The sequence below is a fragment of the Nitratireductor sp. CH_MIT9313-5 genome (assembly GCF_037029545.1).
Lineage (GTDB): Bacteria > Pseudomonadota > Alphaproteobacteria > Rhizobiales > Rhizobiaceae > Chelativorans.
In genome coordinates this window covers 251766-275796 of record NZ_JAYMER010000014.1, presented here as the reverse complement: position 1 = coordinate 275796, position 24031 = coordinate 251766, and the positions used below count along the sequence as shown (strand labels likewise).

The 24031-nt window shown below is 58.7% G+C and carries 20 protein-coding genes; 10 read left to right on the top strand and 10 right to left on the bottom strand.

The features are described from left to right. Positions 1–29 precede the first annotated feature (29 nt). Genes WA367_RS08835 through WA367_RS08825 form a run of 3 tightly spaced genes read left to right on the top strand, consistent with a single transcriptional unit; the run spans position 30 to position 3493 of the window. Positions 30–1406 carry a UDP-glucose dehydrogenase family protein gene (locus tag WA367_RS08835; RefSeq protein WP_336056409.1) on the top strand — a complete coding sequence of 459 codons (1377 nt, stop codon included), beginning with the start codon at positions 30–32 and terminating at the stop codon, positions 1404–1406. 58 nt (positions 1407–1464) lie between these two features. Beyond that, positions 1465–2475, top strand: coding sequence for an MDR/zinc-dependent alcohol dehydrogenase-like family protein (locus WA367_RS08830; protein WP_336056408.1), 1011 nt, complete (start codon positions 1465–1467; stop codon positions 2473–2475). Continuing rightward, positions 2468–3493 carry a Gfo/Idh/MocA family protein gene (locus WA367_RS08825; RefSeq protein WP_336056407.1) on the top strand — a complete coding sequence of 342 codons (1026 nt, stop codon included), beginning with the start codon at positions 2468–2470 and terminating at the stop codon, positions 3491–3493. Before WA367_RS08830 ends, WA367_RS08825 begins: the two co-directional genes overlap by 8 nt. Positions 3494–3509: 16 nt before the next feature. Here the strand turns inward: WA367_RS08825 and WA367_RS08820 are convergent, their stop codons facing one another. After that, the gene (locus WA367_RS08820; RefSeq protein WP_336057085.1) at positions 3510–4193 is read right to left on the bottom strand and encodes an endonuclease/exonuclease/phosphatase family protein; all 684 of its coding nucleotides are present in this window, start codon (positions 4191–4193) and stop codon (positions 3510–3512) included. 163 nt (positions 4194–4356) lie between these two features. On the opposite strand from WA367_RS08820, the gene WA367_RS08815 reads away from it, so the two are divergent. Beyond that, on the top strand, positions 4357–5313 hold the full coding sequence (locus tag WA367_RS08815; RefSeq protein ID WP_336056406.1) for a lysylphosphatidylglycerol synthase domain-containing protein: 957 nt from the start codon (positions 4357–4359) through the stop codon (positions 5311–5313). A gap of 76 nt (positions 5314–5389) precedes the next feature. On the opposite strand, the gene WA367_RS08810 is transcribed toward WA367_RS08815, so the two are convergent. Continuing rightward, the gene (locus WA367_RS08810) at positions 5390–6940 is read right to left on the bottom strand and encodes a phospholipase D-like domain-containing protein (RefSeq protein WP_336056405.1); all 1551 of its coding nucleotides are present in this window, start codon (positions 6938–6940) and stop codon (positions 5390–5392) included. Positions 6941–7001: 61 nt separating this feature from the next. Beyond that, a complete protein-coding gene (locus WA367_RS08805; RefSeq protein WP_336056404.1) occupies positions 7002–8537 on the bottom strand; it encodes an NAD(P)H-hydrate dehydratase in 1536 nt (511 codons plus the stop codon). A 269-nt stretch (positions 8538–8806) separates the two neighbouring features. Here WA367_RS08805 and WA367_RS08800 point away from each other — a divergent pair, with 269 nt between their 5' ends. Together WA367_RS08800 and glnA are read left to right on the top strand one after the other, a co-directional pair. After that, a complete protein-coding gene (locus tag WA367_RS08800) occupies positions 8807–9145 on the top strand; it encodes a P-II family nitrogen regulator (RefSeq protein WP_036480623.1) in 339 nt (112 codons plus the stop codon). Between the two features lie 56 nt (positions 9146–9201). Continuing rightward, on the top strand, positions 9202–10611 hold the full coding sequence (gene glnA, locus WA367_RS08795) for a type I glutamate--ammonia ligase (RefSeq protein ID WP_036480625.1): 1410 nt from the start codon (positions 9202–9204) through the stop codon (positions 10609–10611). Positions 10612–10747: 136 nt separating this feature from the next. On the opposite strand, the gene WA367_RS08790 is transcribed toward glnA, so the two are convergent. The 4 genes from WA367_RS08790 to WA367_RS08775 all read right to left on the bottom strand — a co-directional run bounded on the left by WA367_RS08790 (position 10748) and on the right by WA367_RS08775 (position 14821). Beyond that, positions 10748–11347 (bottom strand): ABC-type transport auxiliary lipoprotein family protein, encoded by a 600-nt coding sequence (locus WA367_RS08790; protein WP_336056403.1) that lies wholly within the window; start codon positions 11345–11347, stop codon positions 10748–10750. A gap of 69 nt (positions 11348–11416) precedes the next feature. Continuing rightward, a complete protein-coding gene (locus tag WA367_RS08785) occupies positions 11417–12790 on the bottom strand; it encodes an MlaD family protein (protein WP_336056402.1) in 1374 nt (457 codons plus the stop codon). 16 nt (positions 12791–12806) lie between these two features. Continuing rightward, complete coding sequence (locus WA367_RS08780) at positions 12807–13613, bottom strand: ABC transporter ATP-binding protein (protein WP_442935568.1); 807 nt, start codon at positions 13611–13613, stop codon at positions 12807–12809. A 20-nt stretch (positions 13614–13633) separates the two neighbouring features. Then, entirely contained in the window at positions 13634–14821 is a 1188-nt protein-coding gene (locus WA367_RS08775; protein ID WP_442935555.1) for an ABC transporter permease, read from the bottom strand. Positions 14822–14906: 85 nt separating this feature from the next. Between WA367_RS08775 and dgcA the strand changes: the two genes are divergently transcribed. After that, positions 14907–15890, top strand: coding sequence for an N-acetyl-D-Glu racemase DgcA (gene dgcA, locus WA367_RS08770; RefSeq protein WP_336056401.1), 984 nt, complete (start codon positions 14907–14909; stop codon positions 15888–15890). Between the two features lie 13 nt (positions 15891–15903). Here the strand turns inward: dgcA and WA367_RS08765 are convergent, their stop codons facing one another. Continuing rightward, a complete protein-coding gene (locus WA367_RS08765; RefSeq protein ID WP_336056400.1) occupies positions 15904–16716 on the bottom strand; it encodes a UDP-2,3-diacylglucosamine diphosphatase in 813 nt (270 codons plus the stop codon). Positions 16717–16841: 125 nt separating this feature from the next. On the opposite strand from WA367_RS08765, the gene WA367_RS08760 reads away from it, so the two are divergent. From WA367_RS08760 to WA367_RS08750, 3 genes are all read left to right on the top strand, one after another. Beyond that, the gene (locus WA367_RS08760; RefSeq protein WP_336056399.1) at positions 16842–17621 is read left to right on the top strand and encodes an SDR family oxidoreductase; all 780 of its coding nucleotides are present in this window, start codon (positions 16842–16844) and stop codon (positions 17619–17621) included. A gap of 44 nt (positions 17622–17665) precedes the next feature. Then, complete coding sequence (locus WA367_RS08755) at positions 17666–19972, top strand: NADP-dependent malic enzyme (protein ID WP_336056398.1); 2307 nt, start codon at positions 17666–17668, stop codon at positions 19970–19972. Positions 19973–20156: 184 nt separating this feature from the next. After that, positions 20157–21365, top strand: coding sequence for a DUF2865 domain-containing protein (locus WA367_RS08750; RefSeq protein ID WP_336056397.1), 1209 nt, complete (start codon positions 20157–20159; stop codon positions 21363–21365). On the opposite strand, the gene gltX is transcribed toward WA367_RS08750, so the two are convergent. Both gltX and WA367_RS08740 read right to left on the bottom strand, forming a co-directional pair. Beyond that, positions 21283–22656, bottom strand: coding sequence for a glutamate--tRNA ligase (gene gltX / locus WA367_RS08745; protein ID WP_336056396.1), 1374 nt, complete (start codon positions 22654–22656; stop codon positions 21283–21285). The two genes, WA367_RS08750 and gltX, sit on opposite strands and share 83 nt — an antisense overlap. Then, positions 22653–23897 carry an MFS transporter gene (locus WA367_RS08740; protein WP_336056395.1) on the bottom strand — a complete coding sequence of 415 codons (1245 nt, stop codon included), beginning with the start codon at positions 23895–23897 and terminating at the stop codon, positions 22653–22655. The genes gltX and WA367_RS08740 overlap by 4 nt, the downstream gene beginning before the upstream one ends. Positions 23898–24031 lie beyond the last annotated feature (134 nt).

Below are 24031 nucleotides of genomic sequence, written 5' to 3'. Positions count from 1 at the left end.
GCAGACAGGTTCTGTACGGAGTTTCCAGCATGAAGATCACCATTATCGGCGCCGGATATGTCGGCATCACAACCGGCACCTGCCTCGCCCAATTGGGACATGATGTCTGTTGTCTCGATCTGGACAGAAAACGGATCGACATGCTGTCGAGGGGCCAGGTTCCTATATATGAACCCGGCCTTGAAGACGCACTCCACGAGGCCCTCGACGGCGGCAAAATCTGCTTCACGACGGATACTGAAGAAGCAGTTGGGGGAGCGCATGCGGTCTTCATTGCGGTGGGAACTCCATCGGGCCCGTCCGGCGGCATCGACCTTTCGCAAGTCTTTTCCGCAGGTCGAAACATCGCCCCTCATCTGATGGCCGGTGCGGTCGTCGTCATGAAATCTACAGTTGTAGCAGGAACAGCGCGGAGCATGCGCGAGATCATCGCACGTGAGCGTGGTGCTTTCGATATTCGGGTGGCCTCCAATCCCGAGTTTCTTCGCGAAGGTTCTGCCATGCAGGACTTTCTCGAACCAGACCGCATCGTGCTTGGTGCCGATGATCCTTATTCGCTGCGAGTGCTGCGCAAGATCTACGCACCGTTCGTTTCAGCCAATGCGCCGATCGTGGAAACCCGCACGGTGGATGCGGAGCTTATCAAATATGCCGCAAACGCCTTTCTCGCGCTCAAGATCGGCTTCATCAACGAGGTGTCGGATCTGTGTGAGAAGAGCGGTGGCAATGTGGCTGACGTGGCGCGCGGGATAGGGCTCGATCATCGCATAGGCTCGGCTTTTCTGCAGCCAGGCCCCGGCTATGGCGGCTCCTGTTTTCCAAAGGACACGCGCGCCTTCGCCGCCACCGGCCGGGAATATGGCGCTCGCCAGCACATGATCGAAACGCTTATTTCGCGGAACGAGGACCGCAAGAAGCAGTTAGCGCGACGCATAGTCAAAGAAGGCGGGCTCCATGCCGGGCAGAAGGTTGCCGTTCTTGGCCTCGCATTCAAGGCCAATACGGATGATGTCCGCGAGTCTGCATCGCTGGCCATCATACCCATGCTCCAGGAAATGGGGCTTGAAGTCTCCGCGCATGATCCAAAAGCCAATGAGACGGCCGCGCAGTTTCTTGACGGCGTGGAGTTTCACTCAGACCTGTATGACTGCTGCCATGACGCGGACGCCGTCGTGATCCTCACCGAATGGGACGATTACAAACAGCTCGACCTGCGGAAACTTGCAGAGGAGATGAGCGGCGACTGGCTCTTCGACTTCCGCAACCTGCACCAGCCAGAGGCGGCAAGTGAGGCCGGTCTCAGGCATGTGAGCCTTGGCCGGGTAGCCACGAGCCCTGCGGATCGAAAGCGCGTCGCGCCGGTGGGATCATGGGAACGCCGGGTCGCGGCGCCGGAACACATCTGAAAAGAGGCGGGAATGATTAAGCGCCGCCCATTCAAGGATTATCGTAACAGGTAGGTTCATGTCACTCATTGCGGAAAAGCGTTCAGGAACGGCGACTTCGAAGACCATGCGTGCAGCAGTTCTTGTTGCACCGGAAAAGTTCGAGATATGCGAGGTTCCGGTTCCTGAACCTGGTCCGGGTGAAGTGCTGGTAAAACTCGCCGGCTGCGGCGTCTGCGCATCCAATATCGAACCGTGGGAAGGGCCGGATTGGATGGAATATCCGACTGCGCCTGGAAATATGGGGCACGAAGGTTACGGCACCGTCGCCGCGATCGGGGAAGGCGTGGACGGCCTGAGCATTGGTCAGCCTGTCACCGCGCTGTTTTACAATTCCTATGCAGAATATGACGTGGGTCCGGCCGATAATGTCGTTCCCCTGCCCCGTGAGCTGGCGGCGACTGATTTCCCCGGTGAACCGCTCGGCTGCGCGATGAACATCCATGCGCGAAGCGACATCCAACCAGGCCATACAGTGGCGATTGTCGGAAGCGGGTTTCTGGGCACGCTCTTGTGCAAGCTCGCCGCATCGGCGGGTGCCCAAGTCATCTCCATATCTCGCAGAGCCACTGCACTTGACCTCGCGGCGAAGGCAGGTGCTGCGCATCTCATCGAGATGGACGATCACTACCGCATTATCGACGAGGTCAATTCGCTGACCGACGGGAAGCTGTGTGACCGGGTTATCGAGGCCACCGGGAAATCGTGGCCGCTCGATCTGGCGGGAGAGATTACCGGTGAAAGGGGGCGCCTTATCATCGCGGGCTACCATCAGGACGGGCCGCGCCAGATCAACATGCAGATGTGGAACTGGAAGGGCCTTGATGTCATCAATGCTCACGAGCGCGACCCGAGGATTTACATCTCAGGTATCAGGACCGCGATCGATGCGGTTGCGGAGGGCCGGATCGATCCTGCCCCACTAATCACCCATCGCTTTAAGCTGGATGAACTGAACGAGGCACTGCGCGCCGCTCGCGAGCGGCCTGATGGCTTTCTCAAGGCTGTGGTGAGGATGCAGGATGAGTAAAAAACCGCGTCTGGGTTTCCTTGGTCTGGGCTGGATCGGCCGCATGCGCATGGGCGCGCTGGCTTCTGCCGGCATTGCCGATATCGCAGCCATTTCCGATCCGTCTCCGGAATGTGTGGGAGAAGCCCGCAAGCTTGCCCCACAGGCAGAGATATGCGCCAATCTTGAAGAACTGGCGTCGCGACAACTTGATGGCATCGTCATCGCTACTCCAAGCGCGTTGCATGCTGAGCAGACGATCGCATGCCTGGATAGCGGCATTGCCGTTTTCTGTCAGAAGCCGCTTGGCCGCACCGCTCGCGAGGTACGCGATGTTGTCGCTTCGGCACGACAGGCTAACAAGCTCCTTGGACTGGACCTGTCGTACCGGCACACGAATGCCATGCAGGCACTTCGCGAGGCCGTAGATAGCGGGCGGATTGGCGACCTCTACGCGGCCGACCTTGTCTTTCACAACGCTTATGGTCCGGACAAATCCTGGTTCTACGACGTGAAGCAATCAGGCGGCGGCTGCGTCATTGATCTCGGCGTGCACCTGGTTGACCTGATCATGTGGATCAAGGGTTTTGAGCGCGTTTCAGAAGTTCGAAGCAGCCTGTATGCAGGCGGCAGCAAGCTACGCGCAGACCCGGACGTGGTGGAAGACTTTGCCTTATCCACCCTGGAGTTTGCCAACGGCACAACCTGCCGCATGACCTGCTCCTGGAACTTGAGCGCCGGCAAGGATGCCGAAATCTCCGTCGTCCTCTATGGCACCGAAGGTTCTGTCGAGATGCGCAATCTCAACGGTTCCTTCTTCGATTTCGAGGCGGCCATCATGCATGGGACGTCACGGCAGGTCCTTGTTGCTCCACCTGACGATTGGGGCGGCAAGGCGCTTCTTGCCTGGGCGGAGCAATTGGGTCGATCCGATGCGTTCGACCCATCGGCAGAGGAATTTATCTCGAGCGCAGAAATTCTCGACCGCATCTATGGTCGTGAAACGGTTGCCCAACAGATAATGGCACGAGCGAGTTGAAGCGCCGGTCGCCCTCTCAGATTTCGAGATCGACATAAAGAGGGCGGTGATCGGAGGCGCGACGCGCAAGTGCGCTGTCATGCACGCAGCTGCCAAGTGACGTCACCGGGCCGCGGACGAATATGTGATCGATCCGGAGTAGCGGAAAGCGCGAGGGGAAGGTTGCACCGCGACGCCCGCGATATTGGGTGGCATCCTGCATCACTCGCGTCAAACGCCTGTAGACGCCGGAATATGGCACTGCGTTGAAATCGCCCATGAGGACAAGGGGCATATTGCTGTCTATTCCGCCGATCCATTTGCGACTTAATAACGGGTCGAGTTGCAGGTTTCGCTGCCCGCGCATCACCCCCAGATGCGTCGTGAACACCTGTATGGGGCCATCGCCACTTTCGATCTCTACATGTAATGCACCGCGCGGCTCGCCAAGTGCAGGCAATATCCCCGACTTCACAAAACGCATCGGACGTGCGGTAAGGATCGCGTTCCCATAATGCTCCTCTTCCACTTTCATTGCGGCGTGGAAGTGAAACTTCATGTCGAGTTCGCGTGCAATCTCATGCGCCTGATCCATCCCTCCGGATCTTGCGCGACCGACATCCAATTCCTGCAGCGCTATGACATCCGGTTCGCACTGGGCAATCACTTCAGCAATTCGCGATGCATCCAAACGACCGTCCGTTCCGCGACAACCATGCACGTTATAGGTCAAAAACCGCAATAATCTGCTCCGCTCGCAATCTCTGATTTGGTGTCTTCACCCGCCCGGCTTCCTATGGGGAACCAACAGGTGTCGCCTCCCGTTCCCTGAGAAGTTCAAGCTGTACCGCCTTTGAAAGCGGTTCATTAAGATGTGCAATTAAATGGCTATAAAGAAAAACCTTATTCGGCTCTTCATTCTCTTGGCGATCTGCCTTGCAGGCTGGCTCCTCTATCGCACGCTCAGCAAATACAGCTTCGAAGAACTGAAAGATTCGCTTTTCTCGATATCCGCCTGGCACCTTGCCGGAGCCTTCGCGTTTACTGCCTGCAGCTATTTCTGTCTGACATTCTTCGACTATCTGGGCCTGCGCTATGCCGGGCACAGATTGCCCTATCCCAATGTGGCCTATGCTTCCTTCACCAGCCTCTCCATCGGACACAATATCGGCGTGGCGGCCTTGTCGGGTGGTGCGGTCCGTTACAGGTTCTACTCGCGGTGGGGATTGAGCGCCGGTGAAGTCGCCAATGTCATTCTCTTTTCCGGCGTCACCGTTCTCCTGGGGCTCGTCACGCTAGCCGGTACGGCACTGCTTCTTCGGCCTGAAGCAGCTGGCGAGATGACGGGACTGGGTGCGGGTGTCATCCGAGGACTGGCGGTTGCGGGCCTTTGTCTGCCCGCGGCGTATCTGGCCGTCGCGGCCTTCTTCTCCGACTTCACCTGGCGGTTTAAGCACTGGGAATTCCGGATTCCGAAGGTGAAGCTTGCGCTGGCTCAAATCGGAGTGGGCTTCACGAATTTCGCCTTCGTCGCGGCCTGCCTGCACCAGACCGTGCTCGCCTTTGCGGATGTCGGATATATCGATGTGGCGGCCGTTTACGCCATCGCCAATGGCACGGCTCTTGTCAGCCATGTACCTGGCGGCCTGGGCGTGCTTGAGGCCACGGTGCTTTACCTTCTTCGCGGAGCGCCTCTTGTCGGTGCGGTTCTGGCATTCCGCTTCTGCTATTTTCTCGTGCCGCTGGCTATCGGACTGCCAATGTTGCTGGCAGCAGAGGGTGGCATTCTCAAGAAACCGGAAGAGCGCGAAAAGGCACGCGCTTCTGCGTCACGCGCCTAGTACCCCGCCGCCGACATAGAAATGCCGCCGATCGTGCAAGATCGGCGGCATTTTTTCAGCGGGGTAGTAACCCGGATCAGGAAAACAAGCGGGATGCCCAGTTGCGGATCGCACCTGGCAGATGACGCGCCTTCTGCAGCGGCCAGTAGGGTCGTTGGGGATCAAGTACTGCTGTACCGAACAGCAGGGCTTTTTCACCCTTGGGGTCCAGACGGAACGGGCGCAGCCGCTTCTCGCCCTTGTTCAGCATGTCGATTGCGGCCACGAGCGAGGCCGTCTTCCCAATGACTTGTTCGACTTGCTCTTTCTCAACTCCGAGATGCTCTGCCAGAAGATCGTTGCGAAGCCCCTCTATGGCCGTGCACTCCTTTTCGTTTGTAGCCTCAATGGCGACATCACATTCCGTATCCAGCCCCTCGGATCGATGGTTCAGGTTGGACGAGCCGATACGCAGGAAGCAGTCATCGACAATCAGAACTTTCGAGTGGATCAGGATCTCCTGTTCCTTGTCCGCTGCCTCGTCGACAGCGATCGGATAGAACACGCGCAGCCGCTTGTGCTTGTCGGCAGCTATAAGGCGTCGGATGATGCGGTCGCGATTGCCGCCCATCACGAACTGCTCGAACAGGCCCCGCGAACTTTCCGTCACCAGAATGACGACCTCGGGCCCATTCTCCTCGGCTAACCGCTTCTCCAGAAGCCGACCCAAGGGTCGCGAGGCGAGATATTGGGTCTCTACGTAGATGTTCTTTCGAGCCCGGCGAAGCGCATCGTAGTTCAGGCGTCCTGCTTCGCGTTTTCCCCGGTACCCGACCATTGATGGCAGGGTCCTGGCGATGCCGACATTCGCGTTTTTCAGCTCCGGCTCAAAACCATCCGGCCAGACAGGCTCGGCGTGATGTTCCGGCTGATGCGTTTCGCCGGTGGCGCGCTTCCAACGCTCGCGCGCCAGATCGCCAATTGCCTTGGCTGCAGCGCCTTCCAAGGCAATCTGCGCGTCGTGCACCGGCTCGTATGCCTCACCATCCTCGGTCACCCGGTCCGGATCGAAGGGGCGATGAGGTCTGCGGTCCCAACGATGAACGGTAAGGTCCATGCCGCCGGTGAAAGCCAGCGTGTCATCGATGCATACGAGTTTTTGGTGGTGGGATGCCCGCAGCGGGTGCTTTCCATCATATCTGAAGATGATGCGCGGATGCTCCCGCCATGGCTCCTGCTGAAAAATCTTCTTCTGAGAGTAGAGGGCACCGAGCCGCCAGACCAATATGCGGACAGTCAGGTTCTCGTTGCGCTCCACGGCTTCTCTTAGCAATTCGCCAAGGCGGATCGATTGCTCACCCTGATCGGGATGCAGACGGATATTGCCGTTGAAGTCCCATCCGACGATCCAGATCGAGTGACGAGCATTGCGCAGCGACTGTTCCAGCATCGTGAAATATGCGTCGGCGTCGATGAGAAATTTGAGCTTGGCCGCATTCTCTATCCGCCACACATTGCGTCCTGGCCGTAATATCGTGCCATCGGATGGGCCAGTCCCGGCCTTGCGCCCGCTCTTTTTAGCGGGCCGTGCAGCCTCTGCATCCTTTGCATATTCGGTTGAAATCATATCGTCGAAAGAAGCGTCCATAACGTCCCCTGCCCGGTGGCGGCATAAATTGCCGACTCAATGCAGAAACGCCACGTCTCAACTATCGTTCCGTCTGAAGATGATCACGGCCCTCTCGCCATAGATCACGCAAAACACTCGGCAACAGGCCGGGAATGTCTTCAGCCATAAGACCCGGCCCATGCACGGCAGCACATTGTGCGTGAAGCTGGCAGGCGGCACTCGCGGCACCGAGTGCAGGCATTCCCTGGGCCAACAGACCGCCGATCATCCCCGCCAACACGTCTCCGCTTCCGGCGGTGGCGAGCCATGCCGGGGCACTTGAATTGATCACGACATTGCCTTCAGGGTCTGCGATCACCGTATCAGCCCCCTTCAGCAACAGGACGCATTGTGCGCGGGCCGCAGCCTGGCGCGCCAGTTCCACCGGTCCGCCTTCGACTTCTGAAAACAGACGCTTGTATTCCCCCATATGCGGGGACATGACGAGCTGACCACCTTGGCCACGATATTCGGCGGCGATTTCGAAAAGCTCTTCCGGTCGCTCCTCGAAGGCAGTCAAGCCATCGGCATCCAGAACGATCGCCTTCGGGCGCACCGCCTCATCCGCCTCGGACAGGCGCCTGACTATCGCGCGCGCCTTGCCGGGGGCACCAAATCCCGGCCCCAGCACAAAGGCCTGAGGATGCCGTCTGGTAAGAAAATCATCCAGTTCCTGTTCGATCTCGTATCTCGCCACCATGATGGACGTTAGGTTCATGGCGTAGAGCAGAAGCGCGTTGGCGGGCGACAATACGGTGACGGCCCCTGCCCCAATGCGTGCTGCTGCCATGGCCGACAGTCTCGCCGCACCGGTTGTCATTGCTCCACCGCCGAAAACACCGACATGGCCCCTGGTATATTTGTGATCGGTTTCGCCGGGCCATGGAAAATCGTTCGCCCACAATGTGGGTGCGTTCAGCTTCATTTTCGGCTTCAGCCCTTCAATGTGGCGCGGGTCGATGCCGATGTCCCGAATGATGACGTCGCCGCAGTGGGCCCGGCCGGGGAGCATCAGATGGGCGGGCTTGGCTCGGCAGAAGCTTATTGTTGCCGACGCCTTGAACGCATCTTCAAGCACTGCCCCCGTATCGGCTTCGATGCCAGTTGGCAGATCAACAGCAACCACGGTCGAAGCGGCAGTTCTCGCCTCGCGAACAACATCAAGAACCAGCCCTTCCAGATTGCGACTGAGCCCGGCGCCAAAGATCGCATCAACGATCAACCGGCCCTCTTCAGGTTGCCACGTGGCCAGATCCTCGACACTCCCGCTCCAGCCTGATGCTGCTCTGGCAGCATCTGTGCCTTCCCTTGGTGCGGCAAGTGCGAACAGACGTACATCCAGTCCAGCTTCACGCAGGAGCCTTGCGACGACATATCCGTCGCCCCCATTGTTGCCGGGACCGCACAAGACGTCAAAGCCGTGCGCCTCCGCATGACGTGTCAGGAGAAAATCAAACACGGCCTGCCCGGCATTCTCCATCAGCGTGAAAGTCCCGCCCGGGAGCTCCCGGGCGGCCTGATCTTCAGCCTGCCTCATCTGATCGGCGGTGAGTATTTCAAGATGCGCGCTATCCATCGGTTGAGCCTAGCGATCACCACACGCAGAACGCAATACGCAATGCGCGCGACTAGTTTGTAATCATGTTGCACATTTATTGAGCACAATAGCGTGGACAGCTCGCTGCAACGTCCTATCATTGCAGCATGAGTGCATGTAAATCGCCCGCATCCGATGGAAAGCTGGAAGAAATTTCACCACCCGATCGAGTTGGCACGGCACATGCATAAGAGGTTCATGAAGTGGGGGGCGAACCCCACTTACCAGCAATCGGAGGCCGCCAAAGCATGAAAAAGATCGAGGCGATCATCAAACCGTTCAAGCTCGACGAAGTGAAGGAGGCCCTTCAGGAAGTCGGACTTCAGGGCATTACCGTCACCGAGGCGAAAGGTTTCGGCCGGCAGAAAGGCCACACCGAACTTTACCGGGGTGCCGAATATGTCGTCGATTTCCTGCCAAAGGTGAAAATTGAAGTCGTGCTTGCAGACGACATGGTCGAAGCCGCAGTCGAAGCCATCCGCAAAGCCGCGCAGACGGGCCGGATCGGCGACGGAAAGATCTTTGTGAGCAGCGTCGAGGAAGTCATCCGCATCCGTACCGGCGAGACCGGCCCAGACGCGGTCTGAACCTAGAACAACAACCGATTGCACGTTTTGTGGTCATAAACACGGGATAAAATAGAATGACGACAGCACAGGACCTGATGAAGCAGATCAAGGACAACGACATCAAGTTTGTTGACCTGCGCTTCACTGACCCCAAGGGCAAGCTTCAGCACGTCACCATGGATGCGTCCGCGGTAGACGAGGACATGTTCGCCGATGGCGTGATGTTCGATGGTTCCTCCATCGCTGGCTGGAAGGCCATCAATGAATCCGACATGGTCCTCATGCCGGACACCGATACCGCAACCATGGACCCGTTCTTCGCCCAGTCGACCATGGCCGTGGTGTGCGACATTCTCGACCCGATCTCCGGCGAGTCCTACAACCGCGATCCGCGCGGCACGGCCAAGAAGGCCGAAGCCTATGTGAAGTCGGAAGGTTTCGGCGACACGGTTTATGTCGGTCCGGAAGCTGAATTCTTCATCTTCGACGATGTTCGCTTCAAGGCAGATCCCTACAATACCGGCTTCAAACTCGACTCCAACGAACTGCCGTCCAATGACGACAGCGAATACGAGACGGGCAATCTGGGTCACCGTCCGCGCATGAAGGGCGGCTACTTCCCCGTCCCACCGGTGGACTCTGCTCAGGACATGCGTTCCGAAATGCTGACCCTGCTCGGCGAGATGGGTGTTGTAGTCGAAAAGCACCACCACGAAGTGGCTTCCGCACAGCACGAGCTTGGCATCAAGTTCGACACGCTGACGCGCAACGCCGACAAGCAGCAGCTCTACAAATATGTCGTCCACCAGGTCGCCCATGCCTATGGCAAGACGGCAACCTTCATGCCCAAGCCAATCTATGGCGACAATGGTTCGGGCATGCACGTCCACCAGTCGATCTGGAAGGACGGCAAGCCGACCTTTGCAGGCAATGAATATGCTGGCCTTTCCGAGAGCTGCCTCTACTATATCGGCGGCATCATCAAGCATGCAAAGGCACTTAACGCCTTCACCAACCCGTCGACCAACTCCTACAAGCGTCTTGTTCCGGGTTTCGAAGCTCCGGTGCTGCTTGCCTATTCGGCCCGCAACCGCTCGGCTTCCTGCCGTATTCCGTTCGGCTCCTCGCCAAAGTCGAAGCGCGTCGAGGTCCGCTTCCCCGATCCGACGGCCAACCCTTATCTGGCGTTCGCGGCACTGCTGATGGCAGGTCTCGACGGCATCAAGAACAAGATTCATCCAGGCCAGGCCATGGACAAGGATCTTTACGACCTGCCGGCGAAAGAGCTGAAGAAGATCCCGACCGTCTGCGGCAGCCTGCGCGAAGCTTTGATGAGCCTCGACAAGGACCGCGCCTTCCTCAAGGCGGGTGGCGTCTTCGACGACGATCAGATCGACTCCTATATCGAACTCAAGATGGAAGAGGTGCTGCGTTACGAGATGACCCCGCACCCGATCGAGTTCGACATGTACTACTCGGTCTAAAGGCTTACGCAGCGGGCCAGATTGTCTGGCCCGCCGGAAGTCATGAAGCCCCGCTTCCCAGGAAGTGGGGCTTTTTCTTGTTCCGGATCAGGAGAGAACGGGTGTATTCATCCGCCAGCAGCGGACGATCTGCAGTTTACAGACTGCCGACCACCCAGTCCACGATCTGTATCGTGGCGGCTTCGAAAGCCGTGGTGAATGCAGCGCGATAGGCAGCACTGCCCGTTCCGCTAACCGGGGCCACCGCAACCACACTGCGTGAGCCACGCACGACGCCGTTGCGGTCATCAAGAATGCGCACGAAGAGCTCGACATGAACTGTCTCGCCAGCGCCCGCACGAATTTCGAAGGCACGAATGTCGGTGACAATCTGGTAGTCGATCGCAAGTCCCTGGCCGGGCAGGCCGACACCGCCAAAACTGTCCGTCTTCTGGAAAGCTTCAGCCAGCCGTGCCTGAATGAGCTGCGGCAGGCGATCCGTCCACCGCACGCCGCTCAGGAGCTGAACCGTACCTTCATCCGTGCGGATGACGATGTCCTCACCATCAAGAAGCTTGAGCGCAGATGGTTCGGCTATCAGGATCTGTTTGCGCGGAAAGTTGCGTGCCGTCTGGATCACCGCGGGGGCGGACAGATCAATCGCATCGACGGGCGGCGGAGAAAATCCGGGGATGGCCGCGCAAGCCGAAAGCAAGGCCGTGGCAAGCAGACCGCCTGCGGCAGAAACGATTCTCACGAGCGAAACTCCCCCAAGCGGCAGGTTTGCAGTAGACTAGCTCCTACTTGCTGGCAGATGCAGATCATGTCAACGACGGGCTCGCCCGTCATAGCGTTTGATCTCGCCTTCCCCACCGGTAATGATCCTTTGAGGATTTCGTTCAAGGTCAGTGACGGCCCGCTCGATACGGGTGATCGCCCTGCGTCCATCCTCCACAAGGGCCTCGACCTCACGCAGCCCCTGCCCCGAAAAACGCGACAGCCCGTCGGTGATGGTGCCCACGCGTGCATTGAGCGTGTCTGCCACCTGACGGAAGGAGCGCAGGGTCGCCCGCGCTTCTGCGACGAGGCCTTCGCCATCACCGGATTCCAGCATGTTGTCGATCTTGGCCAGGACACCATCGACGCGAACCGACGCCTCGTTCAGCCTGCTGGCGAGTTGCGAAGCATCGACAATGATCTGGTCTATCTCTTCGCTGCGGCCACCGATCTTCTCGCTCACACGGGCAATGTCGGCTGAAGCGCGATTGACGGCGCCACTCGCCTCTTCGAAATTTTTCACCGCAGACGACACGGCCTCGCCATCTATGCCCTCCAGCACACCATCGACTTTGCTTAGTGTCTGGGTTGCGCTGGTGGAAAAAGTGGATATGGACGCAACGGCCCTGTCGACGCGGGTGACCACAGCCTCAAACTGATCGCTGGCAGCCGCCAGGTCCTTTGTGAAAGTCTCGACATTGCCGACAATCTCACCGACCTTTTCGCGATCAACCGACACAATCAGATCTTCAGCCGCTTTAAGCGTGCTTTCCAGCTGTCCCGTGACATTTCCGATTGTCTTGGAAAGCTCCCCGACATTGGCCAGGAAGTCTTCTATGCCAGATGCGTTCTGCGACAGCGCCTGCGAAAACTTCTCGATATTCCTTACGGTTTCGGAAAGTGGTCCACGCGCCTCCTTAACGAAGCCTTCGAGCTCTCCGATGACATTATCGGCTCGTGTCATCAGACTTTGAGCAGTCTGCAGCAGATCCGTCACCGCAGATGGGCTGGCTGTGATCTCGGCTATTTCATTGTTCTGCTCGGCCAGGTGCAGCAAGTTCTGTTCGGTCGGGTCGCCGCCCTTCAGTTCGATATTCGCCTGGCCTGTAAGGCCGGCCAGTCCGACATCGGCCTGGGTGGAACGCGTGATCGGCGTCAACCGATCAACCTCCGCATCCGCAACTGCAACCTGGGGATTGGTCAGATCGAGATAAACCCGACGCACATCACCCACCTTCACGCCGTTGAAAAGCACGGCGCTGCCGCGGCCAAGACCGGATGCCGAGCCTGGGATTCGGATGCGCAGCAGCGAGGTTTCTCCCCGCTCGCCGATGGCAGCCGTCCAGTAAACGAAGCCGAAAGCTGCCAGAAGCGCCAGAATGGCGAATGCACCGACCGCGACGTAATTTGCTTTTGTTTCCATCAGTACACTGTCTGCATCAAGGCTTGTTGTCCGTCACGATCTGACGGGCGCGCTTGCCCCGGAAATAGGATTTTACCCAAGGCTCTTCACTGCGCATCATTTCTTCAACGGTGCCGGCGACAAGCACCCTCTTCTTACCCAGAACGGCTATGCGATCACAAACCGTGAGCAGGCTGTCGAGGTCGTGAGTCACCATATAGACGGTCAGACCCATCGTGTCGCGCATCTTGGCGACCAGTTCGTCGAACTCCGCTGCGCCGATCGGATCAAGGCCGGAGGTGGGTTCGTCCAGGAACAGGATGTCAGGATCCAGCGCCAATGCACGGGCAAGTGCTGCGCGCTTGATCATGCCGCCGGACAATTCCGAGGGAAGCTTGTACGCTGCCTCGCGGGGCAAACCCACCAGCTCGACCTTCAAGAGTGCCAGTTCGTCCATCAGCCTCTTTGGCAGATCCAGATATTCGCGCATCGGCACCTGGATGTTTTCCAGCACGGTGAGCGAAGAAAACAATGCACCGTGCTGAAACAGAACGCCGAGCCGCATGTCGAGCGCGATCTTTTCGCGCGTCGTGGCCTTTGCCAGATCCTTGCCGAACAGCTCAATCGTTCCGCTCTTGCGGGGGACCAGGCCGAGAACGGTGCGCAGGAGAACCGATTTGCCCGCACCGGAAGCCCCTACAAAACCAAGAATTTCGCCGTGAAAGACGTCAAGCGAAAGGTTCTCCAGAACCGTTGTATCACCAAATGCCACGGTGATGTCGCGCGCAGAGAGCACCACTCGCTCATGCGGGGCCCCTTGGCCCTGCGGTGTCATCAACGCCATATCCTGATCCATGTTCGCCATCAGAAATCGATCGCCGCATAGAACATGGCGAACAGACCATCGACCACGATCACCACAAAAATCGCCTTCACCACCGAGGCGGTGACATGGCTGCCGAGAGATTCGGCACTGCCGCCAACCTTCATCCCCTCGACGGAAGCGATCACTCCGATGATGAGCGCCATGAAAGGTGCCTTAATCAGGCCGGCAAAAATGGTGGTCAGGTCGATTGCCTCATGCATGCGGTCGATGAATGCTGTCGGCGGAATTCCCGAGTACAGCCATGCGGTGGCCATCGCACCGCCGAGCGCCGCAAAATTCGCTACGATGGTCAGGCAGGGAAGCGCAATCACAAGTGCGACGAGGCGCGGAAAGACAAGCACGCCCACAGGGTTGAGCCCCATAACTGTCAGCGCGTCCACCTCTTCACGCATCTTCATGGAGCCGATCTCGGCCGTGATGGCGCTTCCCGACCGTCCCGAGACCATAATGGCAGTCATCAACACGCCAAGCTCGCGCCAGATCAGGATACCGACGAGATCGACCACGAAGATCTCTGCGCCGAAATAGCGCAACTGAAACGCACCCTGCTGCGCGATGATCGCTCCGACAATCGCCGACATGAGTACGATGATCGGGATTGCTCCTACGCCCATTCGGTCAATCTGGTTGGTGATTGCCGCCGGATTGATCGTGTGCTTGCGGCCTAGCTTCATCTGCGCGCCGCTGATTGTCGCGCCGAGAATGAAAAGCCCCTGCATCATGTCGTCGCGCATATTGTACATGGCGCGGCCGACGGTTGCGGGTATCGCTACAAGCCAGGATTCCCCTTGCGGCTTTTCTGGCAAGGACGGGTCTTCCGCGATGGGCTGCACTTCCTCAAGCAGGATCAGGGCCGAGCGGGAGGCACCGCTGACCTCCACCTCTCCGCCGCCGCGGCGGTGGGCGTTAACGAACCGCCCGATCAGCCATGCTCCGGCGGTATCCAGCGTCTCGATCTCCGACAGTTCGAGGCAGACCGGTACGCCTTCTGCGTCCTTCACAAGATCACGCAGCGCCTGATCGACGGAGCCGACTGTTCGCGAGATCCACTTGCCACTCATGCGACAGACCAGATCGTGTTCGCGCCACTCGACATCAAGCCAGGCCGCGGCTGGACCAGCCGTTTCCTCTATCGCCGTATCTTGTGCCTGAGCTTGTGAAACCATATCCAATCCATAGTTCGCCATAGGCGCGTTGGAAACTCCATTCCGGCCAAGCGCGCTGCTTTTTCGCACCGATAGAGGGTGAAACATGTCCTACAGCATGAAAGTCGAGATCGAACGGTTTCCCATCGCAGGTGTCTTCCGGATTGCGCGGGGTGCCAGAACGGAGGCGCAGGTCGTCACCTGCACGATCTCGAATGGCACAGCGTCGGGTCGCGGGGAATGTGTCCCCTATCCCCGCTATGGCGAAACGCTGGACAGCGTGATCGCACAGATGGAGAAGGTTCGCGATCTCGTGGAACGTGGCATCACGCGCGAAGACCTTCTCGAAGCCATGCCAGCAGGGGCTGCGCGCAATGCGATCGATTGCGCGTTGTGGGATGTGGAAGCCAAAACCAGCGGCAAACGCGTTTATGAGCATGTCTGCAACACTCCGCTGCGCCCCGTCACGACCGCCGCAACAATCTCGCTTGGAAGCGTTGACGAAATGGCGGAGGCCGCACGCGCCAACGCCACGCGCCCGCTGCTGAAAGTGAAGGTCGGCGCCGACAATGATGCAGCACGCATTCATGCGGTTGCAGCATCTGCACCGAACAGTCGGTTGATCATTGATGCGAATGAAGGCTGGACTGCCGAAAACATCCAGGAGAATCTCCTGGCCTGTGCAGAACACAAGGTCGCGCTTGTGGAACAGCCGCTACCGGCCGGCGAAGATGCCATTCTGGCACGAATCCCGCATCCGGTACCCATTTGCGCAGACGAAAGCCTCCACACAGTCGCAGACCTGCCGGACCTCAAGGGGCGCTATGACGCGGTGAACATCAAACTGGACAAGACCGGCGGGCTGACCGCTGCAATCATCCTTCACCGTGAGGCACGCGCGAGCGGCTTCTCCATCATGATCGGTTGCATGGTCGGATCCTCGCTCGCCATGGCACCGGCGCTCCTGCTTGCCCAGGACGCCGATTTCGTCGATCTTGATGGACCTTTGCTTCTGAAAGAGGACCGGGAGCCGGGGCTGAAATATACCGGTTCGGTGGTCACACCTCCGATGCCGGAGCTTTGGGGCTAGTTCTGCGTACCCCTCATGCCGCCTTCACACCTGCAGCATCCGCCAGCCGAAGCTTGGCTTCCGCTTCAGCGGGTGCGGCTATGCCCGTCCAGGTTATGATTTCGAAATTGCCGTCGAAGTCTTCCACCAGAGCGGTGCAGCTCTCGACCCAGTCGCCCGTGTTCATATAGCGAATGCCGCGGATTTCTTCGATTGCAGCATGGTGGATATGTCCACAAATAACACCGTCAACGTCACTGCGCCGCGCCTCTTGTGCGAGCACTTCCTGAAATGAACTGATGAAATTGACGGCCTTTTTCACCTTCACCTTCGCCCAGGAGGAGAACGACCAGTAAGGCCGCCCGAGAGCCCGGCGAAACGCTGCGACAACGCGGTTGATCACGATGGCCAGGTCATAGGCCTTGTCGCCGAGATAGGCGAGCCAGCGCACATTGTGGACGAGCTGGTCGAACTGATCGCCGTGAATGACGAGATAGTCCCGACCGTCGGCGCCTTTATGTATGAGGCGGTCGCAGACCACGATACCGCCGAAATGCGTGCCCTGAAAGGAACGCAGGAACTCGTCGTGGTTCCCGGCGATATAGTAGATTTCGGTGCCCTTGCGCGCCTTCCGCAGGAGCTTCTGCACAACGTCGTTGTGCGCCTGCGGCCAGTGCCAGGAACGGCGTAGCCGCCATCCGTCGACAATGTCGCCAACCAGATAAACCGTCTCTGCGTCGTTATAGCGCAAGAAGTCGATCAGGAAGTCCGCCTTTGCAGGACGCGAGCCCAGATGCACATCGGAAATGAAGATGCTGCGGTATTGACGGGCTTTCGGCTCGGGCATGGCTCACGTCCGTGATATTCGTGACGCAGCTTCTATGGACAGATTCATGTCACAGCCATGTGACGGTTGTCATGCACGCGGCCCATCTGTAGATCATCCAGCGAAGCAAAGCTTGGGAGTGGCAGATGGATCTGGGAATCAAGGGCCGCAAGGCAATCATTTGTGCATCCAGCCGCGGACTGGGCCGCGGATGTGCAATCGCGCTAGCAGAAGCCGGTTGTGATGTCGTGGTCAATGGACGCGAAGCAAACTCCCTCCACCAGACTGCCGAGGAGCTTCGCCGCAATCATGAGGTTGTGGTCAGTGAAGTTGTCGGCGACGTGTCAGATCCAGCCGTTCAGGATGCACTTCTCAAAGCCTGCCCGGAGCCGGATATTCTGGTGAACAACAATGGCGGTCCTCCCCGCCGCGACTTCCGCGACCTTACACGTGAAGACATGCTGCGCGGCACCACACAGAACATGGTTGTCCCCCTGGAACTGATCCAGCGCGTGATCGACGGAATGGCCCAGCGTGGATTCGGACGGATCGTCAATATCACGTCACTGTCCGTCTACATGCCGATCGAGGGACTTGACCTGTCCTCCGGCGCACGTGCCGGGCTGACGGCATTTCTTGCAGGGGTGTCGCGGTCCGTGGCCAACAGGAATGTGACCATCAACAACATTCTACCCGGCAAGATGGATACGGAGCGGCTTGCCAGCGGCATTCGTGCCAGCGCTGAGAAGACCGGTGTTTCCTATGAAGAACAGGCCGCAAAGCAGGCAGCCGAGATTCCTGCCGGACGCTTCGGCACTGCCGAGGAATTTGGCCAGGCCTGCGCCTTCCTCTGTTCCGCTCACGCCGGTTACATCACCGGACAGAATCTGAAACTGGATGGCGGGCTCTACAACAGCGCCTTCTAGCGCAGCAACGAGCTTTCAAGGCTTAGCACGCGGGAAATTGCATAATGGCTGATAACAACAACAAGAACGGCAAGAGTTCCGACCTCGACGAGGCTGCTCTTTTCTTCCATCGCTATCCCGTGCCGGGCAAGCTCGAAATCCAGCCAACCAAGCCACTGGGAAACCAGCGCGATCTGGCGCTCGCCTATTCACCGGGCGTGGCAGCGCCATGTCTTGCCATTCAGGACGACCCTTCAACCGCGGCTGATTACACTGCACGTGCAAATCTCGTGGCGGTGGTGTCCAACGGCTCGGCGGTTCTGGGGCTTGGCAATATCGGGCCGCTCGCATCGAAGCCGGTCATGGAAGGCAAGGCGGTTCTGTTCAAGAAGTTCGCCAATATCGACGTATTTGACATCGAGATCGAAGCGCCGGAGATCGACCAGATGGTCGAGACCGTTGCCGCACTTGAACCGACATTCGGCGGCATCAATCTCGAAGACATCAAGGCGCCCGAATGCTTCGAGGTGGAAGAGCGCCTGAAGCAGCGCATGAAGATCCCGGTTTTCCACGACGATCAGCATGGCACGGCCATCATCGTTGCCGCTGCCATACTCAACGGGCTTGAGCTTGCGGGCAAGAAGATTTCGGAAGCCAAGATCGTCACCTCCGGCGCAGGTGCAGCAGCACTTGCCTGCCTTAACCTGCTCGTCGAGCTTGGTGCCAAGCTTGAGAACATCTGGATCACCGACCGCCATGGAGTGGCTTTCAAGGGTCGTGTGGAGGAAATGGACCGGTGGAAGGAGCCGTATCTGAAGGATACCGACAAGCGCACGCTTGCCGAAGTCATCCCCGGAGCGGACGTTTTTCTGGGTCTTTCCGCAGCCGGCGTTCTGAAGCCTGAGATGCTGTCGGAAATGGCGGAGAAGCCGCTGATCCTGGCGCTTGCCAATCCCGTGCCCGAAATCATGCCGCAGGTCGCACGCGAAGCGCGGCCGGATGCCATGATCTGTACCGGTCGTTCCGACTTCCCCAACCAGGTCAACAATGTCCTGTGTTTCCCCTATATTTTCCGCGGTGCGCTGGATGTCGGGGCGACGGCGATAAACGAGCCGATGAAGCTTGCCGCCGTGCGCGCCATCGCGGCACTTGCCCGCGAGGAGCCGTCCGATGTCGCCGCGCGCGCCTATAGTGGCGAGACACCGATTTTTGGACCGGACTTCCTGATCCCCTCACCCTTCGATCCGCGCCTAATATTGCGCATCGCTCCTGCCGTGGCGAAGGCCGCAATGGAGAGCGGTGTGGCCAGTCGGCCGATTGAGGACATGCAGGCCTATCACGACAAGCTGAACCGCTTCGTGTTCCGCTCCGGTCTCGTGATGAAGCCGGTCTTTTCCGCTGCAAAGGCGGCACAACACAAGCGCGTCATCTATGCCGATGGTGAAGATGAGCGCGTCCTGCGCGCAGCACAGGTGGTTCTCGAGGAAGGCATTGCGCGGCCGATACTGATCGGTCGTCCAGCGGTCATCGAGACACGCCTTGGCCGGTATGGTCTGAAGATACGGCCAGGCAAGGATTTCGAGATCATCAATCCGGAGGATGATCCACGCTATCGTGAATATGTCGATCTCCTTCAAAAACGCACCGGTCGACGCGGCATCACACCTGAAGGTGCGAGAACGCTTGTCCGCACGAACAATACGGTAATTGCCGCACTGGCAATGTTGCGTGACGAGGCCGATGCGATGATCTGTGGCCTTGAAGGCCGTTTCGAACGTCACCTGCGCTATGTCGATATCATCCTTGGCCGCCGTCCGGGCGTCGATGAGCTTTCGGCCCTGTCCATGTTGATCACCAAGCAGGGCGTCATGTTCTTCACAGACACCTATGTCAGCATCGACCCGTGCGCCGAGGAAATCGCCGAAATGACTCTGCTTGCGGCCGAGGAAATCCGCCGGTTCGGCATAGAGCCAAGGGCAGCACTACTTTCGCACTCGGATTTCGGCTCCCGTGAATCCGCCAGTGCCGCGAAGATGCGAAAGGCAACCGCGCTGTTGCACGAACAGGCACCCGATCTCGCGGTGGATGGAGAGATGCATGGCGATTCCGCACTTTCTGAAACGCTGCGCAGACGCGTCTTCCCTCATTCCAATCTCGAAGGTGAAGCCAATCTGCTGGTGTTCCCCAACCTTGATGCGGCAAACATCACGCTGACCACCGTCAGCGCCATGACGGATGCGCTTCATGTCGGCCCCATCTTGTTGGGGCCCGCCATGCCTGCACATATTCTCACGCCGTCGGTAACCTCACGCGGGGTGGTAAACATGACAGCCCTTGCAGTCGTGGAGGCCAGTCAAAGCCGCAGTGCCTAAAAAGCGCGGCAAACCGATAATTTGAACTTAATCTACTTTTGCTAACAATTTTATTGCAACACAACTTGTAGACGCACAACGCTTGGTCATACCATGGCTGCGGCAAGTGCGGGATGAAGATGTGATGCGTATCGTTATTTCATTTCGAACCCATACCGCTGTTCAGCAGTGGAGCGGAGGCAGCATGTACGGCTTTGTGCGCATTGCCCTACTTGGTTTTATTTCATGTCTTTTCCTTACCGTGCAGGCGGACGCGCTTTCCCGCACCTGCCGCAATCTGGAAGCACAACTTGCGAAGGTTCCGCGTGGAGCTTCGAGCGCGTCGGTTGCCAAATATGATCGTGCCATTGCACGTCAGAGCAAGGAGCTGAACCGAGCCACGTCCAGCGCTCGCAATGCGGGATGCAGCGGCGGCATTTTCGGGAATAACAGCACACAGTGCCGCTCACTCAATTCCACCATCCGCAAGATGAACGCAAATCTTGCGCAACTGAAAAGAACACGCGCTTCTCTTGGTGCGGGGAATACGAAACAGGTCAAAGCACGCCTCCTGCGTGATATTCGCAAGCATGGCTGCCGCGCCAAACCGCAGACATCGGTAAAGGCAAATAGCAAGAAAAAGAGTGCGGTCGCACGGGTTCAAAAGAAAGCTGCGCCTGCACGTGTAACGAAATCCGCGCCAGCTACGAAGAAGGTGGTGCGCAAGGCCGCAATCAAGAAGGTGGTGCGCAAGCAGAAGGCCGTGCGCACGGCAAGCGCTCCCTTCATCAAGCCGCGCAACATGACCACATTCCGCACAATGTGCGTGCGCATGTGCGACGGCTATTACTTCCCCATCTCCTTCTCGGTGCCAAAGGACATGTTCGAGCGTGATGCGCAGACCTGCGAGGCCCGTTGTCCCGGTGCCGAGGTTCAGCTCTTCGTTCACAGTGTTCCCGATGAGGAAACCGCGCAGATGGTCTCCATCGCGGATGGCACGCCCTATCAGAAGGCTGACTTCGCCTACAAATATCGGCAGACGGGCGTTGGCAGCTCCAGTTGCGGCTGCGAATTGAAGTCGCCCAGCTTCGAGGTGATGGCCGGCAATTACGAGGCCGGGCAGAATGGCGACGTGGTGAGTTCGGTCAATCCCACAGAAGAGGCTGCAACGAGCCAGAGCGAAGCCCTGTTCGAGCTGCCTGCCCCGCGCTTTCGTCCCGACCCGGCTGCAGATCCAGAAACGCTGGCCAATCGTGTTGGTGGGCTGGAAATGAAGAAACCGCTGCCATCAGCTCCGATTCAGGCTGCGGTCTCCTCCTTTGCTCCGGGCGTCAGGGTCGTCGGGCCAGTGTTCCTTCCCGACCCAGAAGAGGCAATAGATCTGAGAGCTCCGGTCCCCAATCGCGGCCAGTAAGCGCGATGCGCAGGGGCTTGAAAAGCTGCTTGCCCTTGCGTCCGGTCCTGCTCTTCACGATCGAGGTCCACTCTTTCCAGACAGTAGCTGTCCAGGGTTCTTCGGGCAGCAGTTCGAAGGCAGCGCGGACGAATTCCCGGTCTTCTGCTTCAAGCGATGCATCATCGGCCGGGCCGGTTTGCACGATGTGCCACCAATCGACGGCGTCTTCCAGGTTTTCCAGGTTGCCCCGTACGGCCAGCCAGAAAGCTTCAGCGTTCTCGCCGGAAATGCCCAATGCTGCAAGCTTGCCCTCCACTTCGCCGAAGGACTTCTGCTGAAGCAATTGGCGGCTGAGCATGCGCAGCTCTTCGGGATCGAATTTCGCTGCGGACCGTGATGCTGCTGCAGGATCGAATCGCTCCTGTAGAGCATCCATCGTCGAACATGCTTCCACTGCACCCGAAGCGCCGATGAGGACCGCGAGTGAGGCAACGGCCATGGGTTCCAGCCCTTCGTCCCTCAGCGAAGCGATGGAGAGGGCGCCCTTCCTTTTTGACAGCCCCTCACCCGTCGAGGCAGTCAAAAGATTGTGGTGTCCGAAGGCCGGTTCCTGCGCGCCCAAGGCATTGAAGAGCGCGATCTGCGCCCCGGTATTGGTGACGTGGTCATCACCGCGGATGATATGGGTGATGCCAAGGTCGATGTCGTCGACAACCGATGGCAGGGTGTAGAGATAGGTGCCATCCTCACGGATCAGCACCGGATCGCTCATTGCTGCCAGGTCAACTGTCTGCGGGCCGCGCACGACATCATCCCATGTCACCAGTGTCCGCTCAGGCTGATGAGGGTCGTCCTTGAAATTCGGCAGCAGGAATCGCCAATGCGGCGTGCGACCTTCGTCCTCGAGACGCCGACGGTCATCCGCGCTCAGCTTGAGCGCTTCACGGCCATAAACCGGTGGCAAGCGGCGGGAAAGCCGTATCTTGCGCCTGCGTTCCAGTTCCTCTGCCGTTTCGTAGCAGGGATAAAGAAGCCTCTTCTCCCGCAAAAGCTCGGCAGCCCGATCATGGGCGTCCTTGCGCTCCGACTGGCGAACAACCTCATCGGGGGTGATGCCCAACCATTCCAGATCTTGTTCGATCTGATCGGCATAGGCCCGCGTGGAGCGGGCGCTGTCGGTATCATCGAAGCGCAGGATGAAGCGGCCACCCGCCTTCCTGGCATACAGCCAGTTGTACAATGCGGTGCGCGCATTGCCGATATGGATCTGACCGGTGGGCGAAGGTGCAAAACGTAGGGTAACACTCATGGCTGCGAGGTAGCCGAGGCCATCTCGCTTTGCAAGCTCCGACGGGAAAGCCGCTGCGAAACGTGGAGCATCAGCAGGCATGCGCCGAGGCAATAGAAGCCCATGAAAGCAATCTGCAGCGGGTAGGAAACGCCCAGATCGATAAGGTACCCCGTCAGACCCGGCCCCATGGCTGTCGCAAATACCATGATCGCCACGGTCAGAGCACGGATCGCACCAAGATGCTTGAGACCGTAGACCTCTGGCCAGACCGCACCGAACAGCGTGGAGGAAAAACCGTAGGAGATACCCAGCAGTCCCATGAAGGCAAAGGCGCTCCATGGCCCATCGAAGCTTGCCAGAACCAGGCATGCGGCTGAAAGCGGCAACAGGAAGCTTGGCAGCAGGGCCGTTGCGGAGAAGCGGTCCACGAGTTGGCCGGCGACCAGCGCGAAGACAACCGTCATGCTCGCCATGAAGGTGAAGGAGGAAGCGAACATCTCCAGTGACCACCCTCTCAGCTCAACCAGATAGACCTGGTGGAAGAATATCGTCGTTCCGATGAAGCCTGGCGCCATCACGCCGAGCAGCAACATATAGAACAGTGGGTCGCGCACGACTTCGCCGCGGGTCCAGTCACGTACCGGCGCCTTGCGCGGCTGCGGATCGCTCGTGCGTGGTGCTCTTTCCTGCCAGATCAAACCGGCAATAAGTGGAAGCGCCACAACCACGAGGAATGCCGCCGCAACCAGCCAGGTGTTACGCCAACCGATAGCTGCAGCAATGGCGACGAATATGAGGGGGAAAACCGCTTCGCCGGTGTTGTGGCCGAGGGTCGCAATGGAAACGGCTCGGCCGCGTTGTGCCGAGAACCACCGAGCCATGGCGGTGAGCGCATTGTGGGTCATCATGCCCTGCCCGAACAGTCGCAGCAGATAGATGGTGAAGACCAGAAGAAGCAGAGATTGCGAGAGCGCCATCGCAATGGATGCCAGTGCCAGCATGGGCACAATGATCAGCGTGACGGTGCGCGGAGAGTATTTATCGACGATCTGTCCGAAGCGCGGCATGGTGAATGCGCTGGCCAATGTCGCCACCATGTAGAGCATGCCGAAATCGCCGTGGGACAGTCCGTATTCCCGGCGTATGTCACCTGCGGACAGCGATATGAAAAAGGTTTGTCCGAAAGACGAGAAAAAGGTCAGCAGAAAACCGCCCGCTATCCAGCGTGCATTTTCGCGCAGGAATGCAAGGAACGTCATAAAACTCTCTAGTGGTCCGGCGCCTGGAACCCAGCACCGCAGGTGAAAGTCAACTATGGCCGAGATGCCTCCAGTCTGCAACCGAACGCGAGAAAGGCGGCAGTGTTCTACCGCCGCCTCCCGATCAGGAGTTC

Excerpts from the sequence above, each read along its gene's own strand:
- WA367_RS08760 (WP_336056399.1), top strand. The coding sequence starts at position 16,842 with ATGGATCTGGGAATCAAGGGCCGCAAGGCAATCATTTGTGCATCCAGC.
- WA367_RS08780 (WP_442935568.1), bottom strand. The coding sequence starts at position 13,613 with ATGGCGTTGATGACACCGCAGGGCCAAGGGGCCCCGCATGAGCGAGTG.
- WA367_RS08785 (WP_336056402.1), bottom strand. The coding sequence starts at position 12,790 with ATGGAAACAAAAGCAAATTACGTCGCGGTCGGTGCATTCGCCATTCTG.
- WA367_RS08830 (WP_336056408.1), top strand. The coding sequence starts at position 1,465 with ATGTCACTCATTGCGGAAAAGCGTTCAGGAACGGCGACTTCGAAGACC.
- glnA (WP_036480625.1), top strand. The coding sequence starts at position 9,202 with ATGACGACAGCACAGGACCTGATGAAGCAGATCAAGGACAACGACATC.
- WA367_RS08800 (WP_036480623.1), top strand. The coding sequence starts at position 8,807 with ATGAAAAAGATCGAGGCGATCATCAAACCGTTCAAGCTCGACGAAGTG.
- dgcA (WP_336056401.1), top strand. The coding sequence starts at position 14,907 with ATGTCCTACAGCATGAAAGTCGAGATCGAACGGTTTCCCATCGCAGGT.
- WA367_RS08775 (WP_442935555.1), bottom strand. The coding sequence starts at position 14,821 with ATGGTTTCACAAGCTCAGGCACAAGATACGGCGATAGAGGAAACGGCT.
- WA367_RS08740 (WP_336056395.1), bottom strand. The coding sequence starts at position 23,897 with ATGACGTTCCTTGCATTCCTGCGCGAAAATGCACGCTGGATAGCGGGC.
- WA367_RS08750 (WP_336056397.1), top strand. The coding sequence starts at position 20,157 with ATGTACGGCTTTGTGCGCATTGCCCTACTTGGTTTTATTTCATGTCTT.
- WA367_RS08755 (WP_336056398.1), top strand. The coding sequence starts at position 17,666 with ATGGCTGATAACAACAACAAGAACGGCAAGAGTTCCGACCTCGACGAG.
- WA367_RS08765 (WP_336056400.1), bottom strand. The coding sequence starts at position 16,716 with ATGCCCGAGCCGAAAGCCCGTCAATACCGCAGCATCTTCATTTCCGAT.
- WA367_RS08815 (WP_336056406.1), top strand. The coding sequence starts at position 4,357 with ATGGCTATAAAGAAAAACCTTATTCGGCTCTTCATTCTCTTGGCGATC.
- WA367_RS08825 (WP_336056407.1), top strand. The coding sequence starts at position 2,468 with ATGAGTAAAAAACCGCGTCTGGGTTTCCTTGGTCTGGGCTGGATCGGC.
- WA367_RS08810 (WP_336056405.1), bottom strand. The coding sequence starts at position 6,940 with ATGGACGCTTCTTTCGACGATATGATTTCAACCGAATATGCAAAGGAT.
- gltX (WP_336056396.1), bottom strand. The coding sequence starts at position 22,656 with ATGAGTGTTACCCTACGTTTTGCACCTTCGCCCACCGGTCAGATCCAT.
- WA367_RS08805 (WP_336056404.1), bottom strand. The coding sequence starts at position 8,537 with ATGGATAGCGCGCATCTTGAAATACTCACCGCCGATCAGATGAGGCAG.
- WA367_RS08835 (WP_336056409.1), top strand. The coding sequence starts at position 30 with ATGAAGATCACCATTATCGGCGCCGGATATGTCGGCATCACAACCGGC.